Origin of the sequence: Actinoplanes sp. NPDC048988, assembly GCF_043197815.1 — a bacterium.
In the GTDB taxonomy this organism is placed as follows: domain Bacteria; phylum Actinomycetota; class Actinomycetes; order Mycobacteriales; family Micromonosporaceae; genus Actinoplanes.
Genome location: NZ_JBICTW010000014.1, coordinates 43,985 through 58,308, shown reverse-complemented (window position 1 = coordinate 58,308; position 14,324 = coordinate 43,985). Strand labels below are relative to the sequence as shown.

The window sequence follows — 14,324 nt, the reverse complement described above, 5'->3', positions numbered from 1 at the left end:
CGTGCACTCCCCTTGGTGTGGAATCGGATCCCACGATCCCGCGCCGGGCGCTCCGATCGCCCCAGGGTGACACCCTGGGTGTCCCCCGTAAGTCACCGGTCACCGAGCGCTCGGGCGAGCTCCCGTCGCGAGGTGATGCCGAGCTTGGTGAAGATCTTCCGCAGGTGCCATTCGACGGTGCGCGGGCTCAGGAACAGCACGGCGCCGATCTCCGGGTTGGTCCGCCCGGCCACGGCCAGCCGCGCGATCTGCGACTCCTGGCCGGTCAGCGAGTCCGGGGCGGCGCCCGCGGTACGGGAGCGGACCGTCTCGCCGGTCGCGGTCAGCTCGCGGCCGGCGCGTTCGGCGAGGGCGACCGCGCCCATGGTGGTGAAGGCCTCGTGGGCGGCCCGCAGCTGGACGCGGGCGTCGGTGCGGCGGTTCTCGCGGCGCAGCCACTCGCCGTACAGCAACCGCACCCGGGCCACCGCGAGGCCGAGCCGCGACGCCGGCAGAAGCCGCAGCGCCTCGCGGAACTGTTCCTCGTCCTGATCGGCCAGCGCGCCGGCCAGGGCCAGCTCGCCGCGGGCCCACGCCGTCGGATTAGCCTCGGTCAGCTCGGCGATGCGATCGCGGGTCGCGGCGGCCGTCGCCGCGTCACCGGAGCGGGCGGCCGCCTCGACGAGCTCGTTGAGCGCCCAGCGGTGAATGCCGAAGTCGGGATGCTCCAGCGAGGCCTGGGCGGCCGCCACCGCGGCCTGGTAGCGGCCGTGCTGATTGTGCAGCAGCGCCCGGTGGTACAGGACGTGGCCGACGACGCGGCCCTCACCCCGCTCGGCGGCGGCCTCGGCGGTCGCGTCGAGCAGGGCAAGCGCCTCGTCCTCGGTCTCGCGGTAGACCACCAGCGACAGTTCGGCGCCCGGCGGCGCGTACATCCCGGTCGCCTGATGGAACGCCCGGGCCTCGTCGACCAGCACCGACGCGTCGGCGAAGCGCCCGGCCTGCAGCAGCGCCCCGGCCCGGAAGGTCAGCGCCGCGGGCCGGCCGGAGAGGGCGGCGACGCCGTCGCGGACGAGCTTGACGGCGCGTTCGGTGAGCCGGTGGAAGGCCTCGTCGTCGCGGGCCTCGTGCAGCGCCGGCACGGCCATCCAGAGCGAGGCCAGGTCCTCGTCGTGGACGAACGCGGCGACCGCGCGGGCGATCAGCGGGATGGCCGGGACCGGGCCGTCGAGGGCCCAGCTGGTCATGCCGGTCAGCAGCAGCCCGGCGGCGCTGTCGTCGGCCGGCACCGTGCGGGCCTCGGCCGCGACCCGGCGCAGGTCGTCACCGCCGAGCCGGCCGGCGTGCACGGCCGCGCCCGACGCGGCGAAGTAGGTGCGGCTCGCGGCCGCCGGGTCGAGGTCGACGAGCCGGCGGGCCGCGCCCAGCAGCGGCTCGACGGCCGCGCGGCCCGGGTTGAGCGCGAACGCCAGCTGCGAGCGCAGGACCTCCACGTCGGCCCGCTGAAGCGGGTCGAGCGGGCCCAGCTCGGCCGCGGCCAGCAATTCCGGGACTTCGGCGGGGGCGCCGGCCGCGAACTGGGCCCAGGCCGCGGCCAGGGCCCGGCCGGCGCGCGGTTTCGGGTCGGGGGTCAGCTGGGCCGCCCGCTCCAGGAAGGCCGCGGCCGCCGACCGGCCGCCCCGGGCGAGGGCCCGGCCGGCCGACTCCTCCAGCTCGGCCGCGACCTGTTCGTCGGGGCCGACCGCGGCGTGCGCGCGGTGCCAGGCCCGCCGGTCGGGCTCCTGGGCCGGGTCGGTCACCTCGGCCAGCGCGGCGTGCACCCGCCGCAGGCCGGCCAGCGGCGCCGACCGCCAGGCGGCCGAGCGGACCAGGGGATGCCGGAAGCGCACCCGGGTGCCGATCTCGACCAGGCCGGCGGTCTCGGCCGGGCCGGCCGCGTCCACGCCGACGCCGAGCCGGTCGAGGGCCCGCCACAGCAGCGGCACGTCGCCGATCGGCTCGACCGCGGCCGCCAGCAGAACCGTGCGGGTGTCCTCCGGCAGCGCCGCGATGCGCCGTTCGAAACCGGCCTGGACGCGATTGGCCAGCGGCGCCGTGCCGGGGGCCCCGAAGCCGAAGGCCAGCTCGGCCGCGCTCATCCCGCGGGGCAGCTCCAGCAGGGCCAGCGGGTTGCCGCGGGTCTCGGCCACGATCCGGTCGCGGACCCGGGCGTCGACCCGGCTCGGCAGGACCGAGTCGAGCAGGGCCCGCGCGTCCGCGTCGGGCAGGCCCTCCACGCGCATCTCCGGCAGCCCGCCGAGGAGCCGTTCGTCGCCAGGGCTGCGGGCGCCGAAGACCAGCGCCACCGACTCGGCGTCGAGCCGGCGGGCCACGAAGGTCAGGATCACCTCGGACATCCGGTCGAGCCACTGCACGTCGTCGACCACGCACAGCAGCGGCTGATCGGCGCCGGCCTCGGCGAACAGCCCGAGCACGGCCAGCCCGACGATCAGCGCGTCCGGCGGGTCGCCGGCGGCCAGCCCGAAGCCGGTCTCCAAGGCCTGGCGTTGCGGTTCGGGCAACCGGTCCAGGTAGGTCAGCAGCGGCGCGCAGAGCTGCTGAAGCCCCGAGTAGGCGATCTCGGTCTCCGGCTCGACCCCGGCCGTGCGGGCGACCCGCTCACCCGTCGCCGTCTCGGCCAGGTAGTCGAGCAGGGCCGTCTTTCCGGTGCCGGCCTCGCCCCGCAACACCAGCACGCGGCTGCGCCCGGACCGGACGTCGCGCAGCAGCCGGTCGAGTTCCTCCTGTTCGTGGCGCCGCCCGCGCAGAAGCGTCTCCATCTCAGATACCCAGGGCGTTGAACAGGTTGAGCCAGATCTCGCTGCGGGTCGGGAAGGCGGGGATCGCGTGCCGCAGCCGCCGGACCGGCACCTCGCCGACGATCGCGATGGTGGCCGCCTGGAGGAAATCGGCCACCGCGGCGCCGGTGATGGTCACACCGACCAGCACGTCGCGGTCGGTGTCGATGACGAACCGGCTGGTGCCGCCCGCGCCGCCGGAGAACCGGCCGCCCGCGTTGCCGTCGGTCTCCACGTCGACCACTCGGACTGTGAGGCCGGCCTGTTCCGCCGCCCGCGCCGTGTAGCCGACCGCGGCCACCTGGGGCTCGGTGAAGATGACCCGGGGCGAGTTCGGGCCGTCGGCCAGGTGCTCGGTGACGATGCTCCGGCCCAGGATCTCGCCGGCGGCGATGCCGGCCTGGTACTTGGCCATGTGCGTGAACAGGGCCTTGCCGTTCAGGTCGCCGATCGCGTACAGCCAGTCGCGCCCGGGTACCCGCATGCGCTCGTCGACCTCGATGTAGCCGTCCGTCTCCAGGCCCAGGTCGCGCGTCTGCGGCGTCCGCCCGGTCGCCACCAGAACCTCGTCGGCCCGCACCGAGCCGCCGTCGCTGAGGCCGACAGTCACGCCGCCGTCGTCACGGCGTACGGAAATCGCCATGGCTTTCTCATGGATCTCCACACCCTGTTTCCGCAGGTACGCCGCGACCTGCTCCCCCGCGAAGGGCTCCTCCCGGGGCAGCAGGCCGTGGTCGCCGACGATCACCGTGACCCGCGAGCCCAGCGAGGAGTACGCCTGGCTCAGCTCGGCCCCGACCACACCGCCCCCGATGACGATCAGCGAGGCGGGAACCGTCCCCGCCGTCGTCGCCTCCCGGTTGGTCCACGGCCGCGCCTGCGCCAGGCCCTCGATGTCCGGCAGCGCCGCGCGGGTGCCACCGGCCAGGATGACGGCCCGCCGGGCCTCGATGATCTCGTCGCCGACCGCGACCCGCTTCTGCCCCGCGAGCCTCCCCCAGCCCCGGATGAGCGTGATGCCACGCTCGGTGAGCCAGGGCACCTGGTAGCCGTCGTCGAGGTGGCCGATGAGCTCGTCCCGGTTGGCCAGCACGGCCGGCACGTCGAGCGGACCGGCGAGGACACCGGCCGTCGTCCGTGCCTCGGCCAGCAGCTCCCCCGGCCGCAGCAGCGCCTTCGACGGGATGCAGGCGTAGAACGAGCACTCCCCGCCGACCTTGTCGCCCTCCACGATCGCCACACTCAGACCGGCCTCGGCCAGCTTCCCGGCGGCCACCTCGCCGCCGGGACCCGCACCGACCACCACCACGTCGAAACTTCGCATACCCCGATCTTCGTACACCGGGGCACCCGGCAGGCCCCCGTGGCGAACCCTGGTACTCCGGGACCAGGGTTCGCCTACTCGTCCCAGGTGCGGCCGGGATGCCGGGTGGTGACCTCCTGCACGAAGAAGAGGTTCCCGTCGGGGTCGGCGAAGGAGAACCAGGAGCTGTACGACTTGCGCTCCGGATGCGCCCCCGGAAGGCGGTCGCCGGTGCCCGCGTGGTGGAAGACACCACCCTTGTCGTGGAACACGTCGCTCACCTCGACCCCCTTGCCGGCCAGCTCGTCGCGGGCCTCGTAGATGTCGGACGTGACCAGCGTGATGCTCTGCGCGGTGCCCGGCTTCTCCTGGGTGACGGCGTTGCCCAGCATGATCGACGCCGCCGACCGGGGCGGGGTGAAGGCGACCAGCCGCAGGCCGTCGGCCCCGGTGTAGTCGGTGTCCTGACGCCAGCCCAGGCCGGCGAAGAACTCCTTGGACACCTCGACGTCGGCGACGGGCAGGACCACGACCTCGATCTTGAAATCAGCCATGACCCCAGCGTCGCCGCCGTCCTACTGGTCCCGCCCCGGTCGCGGTCCCTGGCTCGGCCACTGGCCCTCTTCTCCCCCGCGTGGTCGGCGAGCGGACGGAGCGAGAGAATGGCGGCGACAGGTGACGCCGGGCCGGACGTCGTGTTCGACGGTGTCGACGCCGAGAGCGGAAATCGGTTGACCGGGGTCGCATGCTGGCGGCATGGACGACAGACGAGAGCGGGCCCGGGCCTACCGCCGTCATCACGGCGGCGCCGTCGACGGCCTGTTGATGCTGGCCGTGGCGGCGCACCCGCCGGCCCGGTGGCCGGCCGGGGTCGAGGTCGACGTGGTGGACCACGCCTCGCCGCCGGCCCTCATCCGGGAGAACCTCGACGTCAACGAGCAGGGGTTCGATCCGATGGCGGCGCCGGTCGGCGACGAGCAGGCCGAGGCGTTCCGGTACGAGCTGGAAGGCGCCCGCGCGGTGACCGTGCGGGCCGGCGGGCGGCCGGTCGCGGCCGGGATGGTGCTGCCCGTCTGTGCCGGGGTCACCGAGGTCGCCGGTGTGGCCACCCTGGAGCCGTACCGCCGGCGTGGCTACGGGCGGATCGCCACCGAGGCCCTGCTCGCGGCCGCCGCCGGGCTCGGCGCCGACCTGGTGGTGCTCAGCACCGGCGAGCCGGTCGCGCGGCGGCTCTACGAACGGCTCGGATTCACCGCCGTCGAGTGACCCTCGTTCACCACGTACGCGCCCGTGGCCGGCTCGCCGGCGGCCGGGCTCAGGGTCATCGCGACGACGCCGCCGGGCAGCGCACGCGCGGTGGTGGCGAACGTCGAGGGTGCCGACCCGGCCGGGACCAGTAGCCACCGAGCAGGCCGTAGCTCGTACGGCCGAAAAGAAAGGCCCCGGCCTCGCGGAACCACCCCTCGACGACCTCGCTGGTGTGCGCCGAGGCGAACGGGACGACCCACCCGCCGCGGTCGAAGCCGTCCGAACGGTCCTCGTCCGGGTTTCCCGGTCCTTGCATGACGCCGTCGAGGCTGACGAAGACGTTGACGCTGAGCAGCACGAGGTCCTCCGGATGGCTGACGTGGCGATCGGAGGCTAGTGAAGGGGTGAGCCTGGTGGAAGTGTACGAAGCGGTGAGCAGCCGCCGGACGGTGCGGGCGTTCAGCGATCGGCCGGTGCCCCGCGAGGTGCTCGAACGGGTGCTGGCCGCGGCGGCGCGGGCGCCGTCGAGCGGAAACCTTCAACCCTGGCACCTGTACGTGGTGACCGGCGCTCCCCTGGCCGAGCTGAAGCGGCGGGCGACGGCGCGGGCACTGGCGCGGGATCCGGGTGACGAGCGGGAGTACCCGATGTACCCGGCGGAGCTGGTGCCGCCGTACCTGGATCGTTTCTCCGCCGCCGCCACGCAGCGCTACGCCGCACTCGGCATCGACCGCGACGACCCGGACCGGCCCATGCGGATCGCCGCCCTGAACACGGGCGCGTTCGGTGCCCCGGCCGTCCTGTTCTGTTACCTCGACCGGAGCATGGGGCCCGGCCAGTGGGCCGACGCGGGGATGTACCTGCAGACGGTCATGCTGCTGCTCCGGGCGGAAGGCTTGCACAGCTGCCCTCAGGTGATGTGGACCATGTACCGCCGGACCGTCAGCGAGGCGGTCGGGGCCGGCGACGACCGGGTGCTGCTCTGCGGCGTCTCGGTGGGTTACGAGCGGGCGGGCGCGCCGGCGGTGCGCACCGGCCGGGCGGACCTGGCCGAGACGGTCACCTTCATCGAGGCGTGACGCGGGTGTCGACCGGGGTGCCGAGTTCGACCGTACGCGAGACGGTGCAGAGCCGGTCGTGCGACATCTTCGCGGCGCGGGGCAGGGCTTCGCGCGCCGCGTCGCCGGCGGCACCCTCGGGGAACGCCACGTCCAGCTCGATGGCCAGGTCGACCAGGCGGTTGGCGCCCCGCTCGTCGCGGAACTTCTCGCCGCTCACCTCGACGGTGAAGCTGTCCGGCTCGGCCCGCTTGCTGGTGATGTAGTCGACGTCGGCGCCCGTGCAGCCGCCGAGCGCGGCGAGCAGCAACTCCACCGGAGTGAAGTCGGCGCCGTCCCCGGTGCCGATGGTGATCGTGCCTCCGCGCGCGTTGCGCACCTCGTACCGGCCCAGGCTCGTGCGCCGCAGGGTCACCGAACGCAGGTTCTCATCCGCCATGCCGGCAAACCTATCCCAGGCTGATCACATGCCACGCGGGTGCCGTGTTCTAGCCTTTCGCTCGATGACTGACATGCATACCGACAAGGCCTGGGCCAGATTGGCACCGGCCGACGGCCTCGACCGGCGACTGGCCCTCGCCTGGCTTTTCGGGCTCGGATTCAACCGCTCGGCGCCCGAAGACGTGCTTCTCGGCCTGTTGGACGCCGGCGAGACCAGCCTTCTTCACCGGCAGGACGTTCCGGCCGGGGTCCTGGACGCCGCGATCGTCCACGACGCGGCGCAGGTGCGGGCCGCCGCCGCGGAGTCCGCCCATCTGTCGGCTGAGCAGTGGGACAGACTCGTCGCCGGCACGCCGGATCCGCGCCAGCGAGACATGTTCGCGGAGCTGGCGGCCGAACAACTGGCCGCTCGGCGGCGCTCCCGCGGTGGCCGGGGCGTCGGCCTCGCCCCGCACCCTGACGCCGCACCACCCGGGACGCCGCGGGAGATCGAGGCGATGGCAGCCGAGGTCCCCGACATCGACCCCGCTGACGTCACGACCGCGCTCTGGTGGATCGGCGCCCTCCACGGGAACGCGGAGGCCATGCGCCAGCTCGCCGCCTCGCCGAAACTGCTGGTCCGGCGCAGCGTCGCCCGGGCGCCCCGGCTGCCCGCCGATGTGGTGGCGGCGCTCTCCCGCGACGAGGACCGAATCGTGCGGCTCTTCCTCGCCGAGTCGTGCGACGACGCTCCGCCGGACATGCTCCTGGAGGTGGCCGCGTGGTGGGAGGGAAGCCTGTCTTTTCCCGGCCGGCCGCACACCCATCCCCGCTTCCCGCGGGACGGGCTGCTGCGCTACGCGGACGATCCGAACCCCCGGATGCGGATCCTCGCCCTCGCCGACCCGGCCTCCACCAGCGCGGTCGTGGAGGAGTTCAGCCACGACCCCGACCCGATCGTGCGCCGGGCCGCGGCCGCTGACCACCGTCTCTCGCCGGGGTCACTGCGCAGGCTCGCCGCCGACACCGATCAGCGGGTCCGCCTGCGCGCCTGGCTCAACCCGTCGCTGTCGGCCGGCACCCTGGTGACGCTGCTGCTCAACGCGGGCAGCGCCAAACACGCCGCCCGCAATCCCGGCATCCCGGTCCCCGTCCTGCGCCAGATGGTCACCACCGCGAGGCTGTCACGGCAATAGCAGCGACCCACGCTGCTGGACGGCGCGGGCGCCCACCTCGACGGCGGCGGTGACCGCGTCCGGGAGGGGGCGGTTGCGGGTCAGGGCGAGGGTGAGGGCGGCCAGGAAGGCGTCGCCCGCGCCGCTCGTGTCGACGGCCCGGACGTGGGGTGCGCTCACCGTGCCGGTTCCGGTGCTTCGGCCGTACGCGGCGCCGCGCGGGCCGGCGGTGACGACGACGGCCGGGATGCCCAGGTCGAGCAGGCCGTCCACGGCCTCGGCGGCGTCCACGCGGGTCGTGTCCAGGACGGCCGCCGCCTCGTGCTCGTTGACCACGTACAGGTCCAGGGTCGCCAGGAAGGCGCGGTCGAGGCCGGGGCCGGGGACGAGGTTGCCGATCAGCAGCGGCGGCCGGGGCAGCGCCCGTACCGCCGCGGCGGGGATGTCGAGCTGGGTGACCACGGTCTCGGCGCGGATCCCGGCCGCGTCCGCCGCGGTCGGGTCGGTCTCCGGTGAACGGGCGAACGTCACGTACGACTCGCCGTCCGGGGTCACCTCGATGATGGCGGCGCCGGTCGGCGTGGCGGGCAGCAGGCGGAAACCCGTACCGTCCACCCCGAACCCGGCCAGGGTGCGGGCCAGCATGCGGCCCCAGTCGTCGTCGCCGGCGTTCGCCACCAGGGCCGCCCGGCCGCCCAGCCGGGCCACCGCGCAGGCCTGGTTGAACGCCTTGCCGCCGGGGGTCACGGCCAGCGGCGAGCCGAACGCGGTGCGGCCCACCGACGCCCGGTGCGGGACCCGGACGGTCAGGTCGGCGTTGGCGCGGCCGAGGACCGCTATCTGTTCCGTCATGGCCTTCCCTCGGAGAGCTCGATGTAGCGCTTGCGCAACCCGGCGGCCTCCGGGCCGGTCAGCGCCAGGGTGTCATGGCCGACGCCGAGCGACGCCGGCAGGATCCAGGTGAGCAACCGCTGACCGCAGGCCTCGGCGATGCGCCGGGGCACGGTGACGGCGGCCACCGGGTCGACCACGCCGTCGGTCTCGCTGATCGCGACCGCGATCGAGCGCAGGCGGGTGCGCCGCGGCGGATCGGGCAGGCGGTGCACGATCGTCAGGTAGCGCGTGACCGCGGCCAGCGAATAGCCGCGCGACGTGATGCGGTCGGGCAGCAGTCCACGCCCGTACAGGAAAGTGAGAGGCCGGACCGCCCAGGCCGGCACGGACGAGGGGCCGAAGAACGGCGAGAGCAGCAGCAGACGGCGGACGGTGTCGCCGCGGTTCTGAGCCAGCCAGGCGGCCAGGACCGCGCCGCCGGAGATGCCGGCCACTGTCACCTCCTCACCCAGGCCGGCCACGACGTCAAGGGCTTGCGAGGCGTACGCCACGAGGGAAGCGGCTGTGACGCGATGATGCGCCAGCGGGTCGGTCGTGCCGTGGAACGGCGCGCGCGGCACCCAGACGTTGTAGCCGCGCTCGAAGTAGTCGCGGGCGAGGTCGTCGTACTGGCCGGGGCCGAGGGTGTAGCCGTGCAGCAGCAGGACGGCGCGGGGGGTGCGGCGGCCGTGGCTCAGCAGGCGGCTACGCGCCCCGGGCCGCACGGTCGCGTCGAGAAGCTCCATATCTCCCTACGAACGGACCCGGCGGCGCGGTGTTCATGTCGGCTGCCTCACACGGGCCCGCGCCGCCCACCGGCCGTCCTCGTGGGCCACGCTGATCGGGTGGCCGAAGGCGGCCGAGACGTGCTCGGTCGTGATGGTGGCCGCGGCCGAGCCGGCGGCGACCACGCTGCCGCCGCGCAGCAGCAGGGCGTGGCTGGTCGCGGTCGGCAGTTCCTCGAGGTGGTGGGTGACCACGACCGAGGCGAGCTCGGGCCGCACCGCGAAGAGCACGTCCAGGGTCTCGAGAAGTTGCTCGCGGGCGGCCACGTCGAGGCCGGTCGACGGCTCGTCGAGCAGCAGCAGGCGCGGCTGGGCGACCAGCGCCCGGGCGATCAGGGCCCGGCCGCGCTCGCCCTGCGACAGGGTCGGCCAGCGTTCCCCGGCGACCCCGGCCAGGCCCAGGTCGGCGATCAGCCCGTCGGCCCGGGCCTGTTCGGAGGGGCTGGGGCGCCACCGGTTGGGCGATTCGACCGAGCCGGTGAGGCCGGTCAGCACGACCTCGCGCACGGTCAGCGGGGAGCGCAGCGGGTGGCGCGGGTCGACGTGCCCGATGCCGCGGCGCAGGGTCTGCAGGTCCACGCGGCCGAGCCGGTGGCCGAGGATCTCCACCGTGCCCGAGGTCGGGTGGGTCTGCGCGCCGCAGAAGCCGAGGATCGTGCTCTTGCCGGCGCCGTTCGGGCCGAGAAGCGCCCAGTGCTCGCCGGCGCGGACCGTCAGGTCGATCCCGTGCAGGATCTCCTTGCCCTGCCGGCGGAACCGCACCTCCCGCAACTTCACGATGTCGATCACGCCTGAACGCTACTCACCGGCGTGGGCGGCCGGCCGGGCGGCCGCCGCGCGGGCGCTCGTTGTCCGGGCCGGCCATCGAGCGGCGCAGCGACTGCAGGGCGTAGAAGGCGCGCGACTTGACCGTGCCGACCGGCACGCCCAGGCGCTGGGCGGTCTCCCGGGTGGAGCGGCCCTCGAAGTAGAGCTCGGTGAGGATGCGCTGGTGCATCAGGCTCAGCGAGCCGAGCGCCGAGCGCAGCGACTCCATCGCCACCACCATCTCGGTGATGTCGTCCATACCGGCCGACGGGAACGCGTCGACCAGTTCGACGCCGACCGGGCGGACCCGGGTGCGGCGGATGGCGTCGATGCCGACGTTGCGGGCCACGATGAACAGCCAGCGCCGGGCGTGCTCGGGTTCGGCCGGCAGGTCGTCCAGGTGCCGCCAGACCCGGATCATCGTCTCCTGCAGGAGGTCCTCCGCGCTCTGCCGGCTCGCGGCGGTGAATCCGTTCAGATAGCCGAGCAGGACCTGACCGTACTCGCGGTGAATGTCACCGAGCCGCTGCGCCGGTGTTGCCGCTTCCATGATCGTCGATGCCACGTCAAGCCCCCAATGCGATTGATTGCCTCGGTATCCACCGTCGCTGTCCAGGGGGCCCGGGCGAACCCGTGCGGCACCCTGGTCGGCGTACTGGTGGCCCCGGGGTGTGCCCCGGTGCCCCGGGCCACAGGGAGTGGGCTTGCGGGTCCATTTTCGCGGCGTCACGGTTGCGCCATGAATCACTACTACCTGCTCGGCCGCTCCGGACTCCGCGTCAGCCGCCTGGCCCGCTGTCGACGCGGACCGCGCGGCCGCCGGCCTGATCGCCGGCGTCCAGGGCGGCGTCCTGCTGCTGAGCAACACCGGCCGTACGGATATCTCGGATCCGCCCTCGACCTCGGGGTCGACGCCCTCAGGCGGGCCGCCTGAACGTTCCGTACCACTGAAGCCGGGCCAGCTCCCGCGCGACAGCGCCGTCCTCCTCGGGCGCGCCGGCGGCGACCTGGTGGGCGATGGCCTGCATCCCGCCGTAGATCATGAGCCGGCTCGCCGCGGCCGGCTCGAGGCCGGCCGTCGTGCGCCCGGCCGCCTGCTCGGCCGCGAGGAGCCGGGCGGCCAGCCCGGCGAACTGGTCGAGCTGACCGGCCCACGCGTCACGCACGGCCTCGTCGTAGGCCGTCACCTCGAGCACGGCGGCCAGGGCGGCCGGCCGCTCGCGATAGAACCTGATCACCTCGGCCATCGTGCGCTCGAACGCCGCCAGCGCGTCCGGCGCACCCGGATCCCACTTCTCCATGATCGCGAAAGCCGCGCCCGCGAGGCCACCGGCCAGGCTCAGGGCGAGCTCGCTCTTGTCGCGGAAGTGCAGGTAGAACGTCGAGCGCGCCACCCCGGCCTCGGCCGCGATGCGCTGCACCCCGAGCTCGGTGAAGGTCGCTCCGCCGGCCAGCAGCCGCTCGGTGGCGGCCACGATCCGCGCCTGCACGGCGGCGCGCCGGCCGGGCCCGCCCGAGGGGCGGCGTGTGGTGGACGGCATAACCCGATCCTAGATCGCCGGATGTACGGTTCTCCGCGTCGGACACCGTGTCCGACACAGTGTCTCCGAAAGAGGACCCCATGACGACGGTGATGCTCGTCCACGGCGCCTGGCACCAGCCCAGCACCTGGCGCGAACTCGAGGAAGAGCTGCGCGGGCGGGGGTACGAGACGGTGACGCCGGCCCTGCCCAGCGCCGGCGCCGACCCCACCGGCGACGCGCACGACGACGCGGCCGTCATCCGCGCGGCGCTCGACGCGATCGACGGCGAGGTCGTCGTCGTGGCGCACTCCTACGGGGGCATCCCGGTCACCGAGGCCGCGGCCGGCGTCGAGCGTGTCATCTACCTGGCGGCCTTCGTGCCCGACGTGGGCGAGTCGATGTACACGATGCTCGGCATGCCCCAGCCGGCCGACGGCTCGGGGCTCTTCCCGCTGCCGGAGGACCCCCGGAACGCCCTCTACGCCGACGTCGCGGACGCGGACGCGGCCGTGGCGGATCTCGTCGGCCAGACCCACGCGTCGTTCGCCACCCAGGTCACCCGGGCGGTCTGGCACGACGTCCCGTCCACCTACGTCGTCACGGACCTCGACCGCTCACTCTCGGTCGAGGTGCAGAAAGAGCTCACCAAGCGGGCACAGGACGTACGCCACCTGGCGAGCTCACACTCGCCGCACCTGTCGATGCCCGCCGAGCTGGCGAAGCTCATCGACGAGATCGTCAGTGCGGACTGACCTTGAGCTGGATGTCGCCGAACCACGCGGCCTCGCGGAGGGTGGCCAGCAGCCGCTCGCGCCCGGCCGCGTCCTGACGATCGATGAACAGGACGCCGTCGAGGTGGTCGGTCTCGTGCTGGACGCAGCGCGCCAGCAGACCCGTCCCCACGATCTGCACCGGGTCACCGTGCTCGGTGAAGCCCTTGGCCGCCACGTTCATGCGGCGCTTGGTGTCGAGGTAGACGCCGGGGATCGACAGGCAGCCCTCGGGGCCGTCCTGTTCCTCCTCGTCGGGAAACTCGAGCACCGGGTTGATCAGGTGGTCGAGTCCGGCGTCGTTGCCCGGCAGGTCGGGGTTGATGGCGAAGACGCGCAGTCCCACCCCGATCTGCGGTGCGGCCAGGCCGGCGCCGCGCGAGCCGGCCAGGGTCTCGTTGAGGTCGCGGACGAGCTTGCGCAGCTCGGCGTCGAAACTGGTGACGGGGTCGGCGACCCGGCGCAGCACCGGATCGCCGACCTTCCGAATGGACACAACGGTCATGGAAGAAACGTACCTCTGTCCTGCGAAGGTCATTCGGGAAAGTACTTGCCAAGCAGGAAAGTACTGGCCGATACTTCAAACCATGGATCCCATCGACGCCGAACTCGCCCTGGCCGAGGTCCGCATCCGCCGCGACCAGGTCGTCACCTCCACCCTGGTTCCCACCTGGTTCTGGCCCACCGTCGGCGCCCTCATGCTGCTGTTCGTGGCCGCCGTCGAGAGCGGGGTCCCATGGCTGATCGCCACCGGTTCGGCCCTCTACGGCGCCGGCCTGTCCGCCGTCATCGGCGTGGTCGCCTTCCGCTCCCGCGTCCAGGTCCGCAACGCCCTCCTGGGCCCACGCGGCGCTCTCGCCATCGCCGGGTTCGCCCTCACCCTGGTCGCCCTCGGCCTCGGCCTGGCCTTCACCCTCCAGGCTCTAGGCCTCCCCCACCCGGCCACGATCGCCGCGGTTCCGGTAGCCCTGGGCATGGCCTTCGGCGGCCCGCGCCTGATGGCGTACCTGCGCCGCCTCATGCTCTCCCGCCCACTGGCCGGCGCCCGGTGACCGGCGTCGAGCCGCGCTTCGACGACCTCATCCACGCGCCCACCCGTCTGGCCCTGGTGAGCCTGCTGACCGCCGCCGAGTGGGCCGACTTCAAGTTCCTCCGCGAGCAGACCGGCCTCTCCGACTCGGCCTTGTCGAAGCAACTGACCACCTTGGAGGACGCGGGCTACATCGACATCCGCAAGTCCTTCGTCGGCAAACGCCCGCGCACCTCAGCCCGCCTGACCCCGACCGGCCGCGAGGCGTTCGCCGCCCATGTCGCGGCTCTGCAGGAGATCGTCTCGCGGGCGGGACTCGAGATAACCCCTTAGCGGGTGTTTTCGAGGGGTGCAGCTCGGGCTTGTCGCATGGTGCGGCGTTGCTGTCGCGCGACGGCCGCCCGGCGGCCATCCCGCAGCGCGGAAGATCACCGTGGACACACCCAACAAAAACAGTCACCTAGAGGTACGCCTTCTCGGCCCCCCAACCGCACTGTGGCCAACCCGGGGGCGCGG

17 protein-coding genes are annotated in these 14,324 nt (G+C 73.6%); 6 read left to right on the top strand and 11 right to left on the bottom strand.

Features of this window, described 5'->3' with window-relative positions:
• Positions 1-92 precede the first annotated feature (92 nt).
• From ACGFJ7_RS33615 to ACGFJ7_RS33605, 3 genes are all read right to left on the bottom strand, one after another.
• Complete coding sequence (locus ACGFJ7_RS33615) at positions 93-2,798, bottom strand: AAA family ATPase (protein WP_392645778.1); 2,706 nt, start codon at positions 2,796-2,798, stop codon at positions 93-95.
• 1 nt (position 2,799) lies between these two features.
• Entirely contained in the window at positions 2,800-4,140 is a 1,341-nt protein-coding gene (locus tag ACGFJ7_RS33610; protein WP_392645776.1) for a dihydrolipoyl dehydrogenase family protein, read from the bottom strand.
• A gap of 74 nt (positions 4,141-4,214) precedes the next feature.
• Complete coding sequence (locus ACGFJ7_RS33605; protein ID WP_360254673.1) at positions 4,215-4,673, bottom strand: VOC family protein; 459 nt, start codon at positions 4,671-4,673, stop codon at positions 4,215-4,217.
• A 202-nt stretch (positions 4,674-4,875) separates the two neighbouring features.
• Here ACGFJ7_RS33605 and ACGFJ7_RS33600 point away from each other — a divergent pair, with 202 nt between their 5' ends.
• Positions 4,876-5,385 (top strand): GNAT family N-acetyltransferase, encoded by a 510-nt coding sequence (locus ACGFJ7_RS33600; RefSeq protein WP_360254671.1) that lies wholly within the window; start codon positions 4,876-4,878, stop codon positions 5,383-5,385.
• Positions 5,386-5,440: 55 nt separating this feature from the next.
• Here the strand turns inward: ACGFJ7_RS33600 and ACGFJ7_RS33595 are convergent, their stop codons facing one another.
• A complete protein-coding gene (locus ACGFJ7_RS33595; protein ID WP_360254669.1) occupies positions 5,441-5,725 on the bottom strand; it encodes a hypothetical protein in 285 nt (94 codons plus the stop codon).
• A 55-nt stretch (positions 5,726-5,780) separates the two neighbouring features.
• On the opposite strand from ACGFJ7_RS33595, the gene ACGFJ7_RS33590 reads away from it, so the two are divergent.
• Entirely contained in the window at positions 5,781-6,446 is a 666-nt protein-coding gene (locus ACGFJ7_RS33590) for a nitroreductase (RefSeq protein ID WP_360254667.1), read from the top strand.
• Here ACGFJ7_RS33590 and ACGFJ7_RS33585 read toward each other — a convergent pair.
• On the bottom strand, positions 6,433-6,864 hold the full coding sequence (locus ACGFJ7_RS33585; RefSeq protein ID WP_360254665.1) for an OsmC family protein: 432 nt from the start codon (positions 6,862-6,864) through the stop codon (positions 6,433-6,435). The two genes, ACGFJ7_RS33590 and ACGFJ7_RS33585, sit on opposite strands and share 14 nt — an antisense overlap.
• 64 nt (positions 6,865-6,928) lie before the next feature.
• On the opposite strand from ACGFJ7_RS33585, the gene ACGFJ7_RS33580 reads away from it, so the two are divergent.
• Positions 6,929-8,041 (top strand): hypothetical protein, encoded by a 1,113-nt coding sequence (locus ACGFJ7_RS33580; RefSeq protein ID WP_392645773.1) that lies wholly within the window; start codon positions 6,929-6,931, stop codon positions 8,039-8,041.
• Here ACGFJ7_RS33580 and ACGFJ7_RS33575 read toward each other — a convergent pair.
• From ACGFJ7_RS33575 to ACGFJ7_RS33555, 5 genes are all read right to left on the bottom strand, one after another.
• Positions 8,030-8,872 carry a PfkB family carbohydrate kinase gene (locus ACGFJ7_RS33575; RefSeq protein ID WP_360254662.1) on the bottom strand — a complete coding sequence of 281 codons (843 nt, stop codon included), beginning with the start codon at positions 8,870-8,872 and terminating at the stop codon, positions 8,030-8,032. The genes ACGFJ7_RS33580 and ACGFJ7_RS33575 overlap by 12 nt on opposite strands.
• On the bottom strand, positions 8,869-9,639 hold the full coding sequence (locus ACGFJ7_RS33570) for an alpha/beta fold hydrolase (protein WP_360254660.1): 771 nt from the start codon (positions 9,637-9,639) through the stop codon (positions 8,869-8,871). Before ACGFJ7_RS33570 ends, ACGFJ7_RS33575 begins: the two co-directional genes overlap by 4 nt.
• A 33-nt stretch (positions 9,640-9,672) precedes the next feature.
• Complete coding sequence (locus tag ACGFJ7_RS33565; protein ID WP_392645771.1) at positions 9,673-10,467, bottom strand: ABC transporter ATP-binding protein; 795 nt, start codon at positions 10,465-10,467, stop codon at positions 9,673-9,675.
• Between the two features lie 13 nt (positions 10,468-10,480).
• Positions 10,481-11,050: a sigma-70 family RNA polymerase sigma factor gene (locus ACGFJ7_RS33560; protein WP_360254656.1), complete on the bottom strand. Its 570-nt coding sequence runs from the start codon at positions 11,048-11,050 to the stop codon at positions 10,481-10,483.
• A 352-nt stretch (positions 11,051-11,402) separates the two neighbouring features.
• The gene (locus ACGFJ7_RS33555) at positions 11,403-12,026 is read right to left on the bottom strand and encodes a TetR/AcrR family transcriptional regulator (RefSeq protein ID WP_392645769.1); all 624 of its coding nucleotides are present in this window, start codon (positions 12,024-12,026) and stop codon (positions 11,403-11,405) included.
• 80 nt (positions 12,027-12,106) lie between these two features.
• Between ACGFJ7_RS33555 and ACGFJ7_RS33550 the strand changes: the two genes are divergently transcribed.
• The gene (locus ACGFJ7_RS33550; RefSeq protein WP_392645767.1) at positions 12,107-12,760 is read left to right on the top strand and encodes an alpha/beta fold hydrolase; all 654 of its coding nucleotides are present in this window, start codon (positions 12,107-12,109) and stop codon (positions 12,758-12,760) included.
• On the opposite strand, the gene def is transcribed toward ACGFJ7_RS33550, so the two are convergent.
• The gene (gene def, locus ACGFJ7_RS33545) at positions 12,747-13,283 is read right to left on the bottom strand and encodes a peptide deformylase (RefSeq protein WP_392645765.1); all 537 of its coding nucleotides are present in this window, start codon (positions 13,281-13,283) and stop codon (positions 12,747-12,749) included. The two genes, ACGFJ7_RS33550 and def, sit on opposite strands and share 14 nt — an antisense overlap.
• 82 nt (positions 13,284-13,365) lie before the next feature.
• Between def and ACGFJ7_RS33540 the strand changes: the two genes are divergently transcribed.
• On the top strand, positions 13,366-13,830 hold the full coding sequence (locus tag ACGFJ7_RS33540) for a hypothetical protein (protein ID WP_392645763.1): 465 nt from the start codon (positions 13,366-13,368) through the stop codon (positions 13,828-13,830).
• A complete protein-coding gene (locus ACGFJ7_RS33535; protein WP_360254646.1) occupies positions 13,827-14,141 on the top strand; it encodes a transcriptional regulator in 315 nt (104 codons plus the stop codon). The genes ACGFJ7_RS33540 and ACGFJ7_RS33535 overlap by 4 nt, the downstream gene beginning before the upstream one ends.
• The last annotated feature ends 183 nt before the right edge of the window (positions 14,142-14,324 follow it).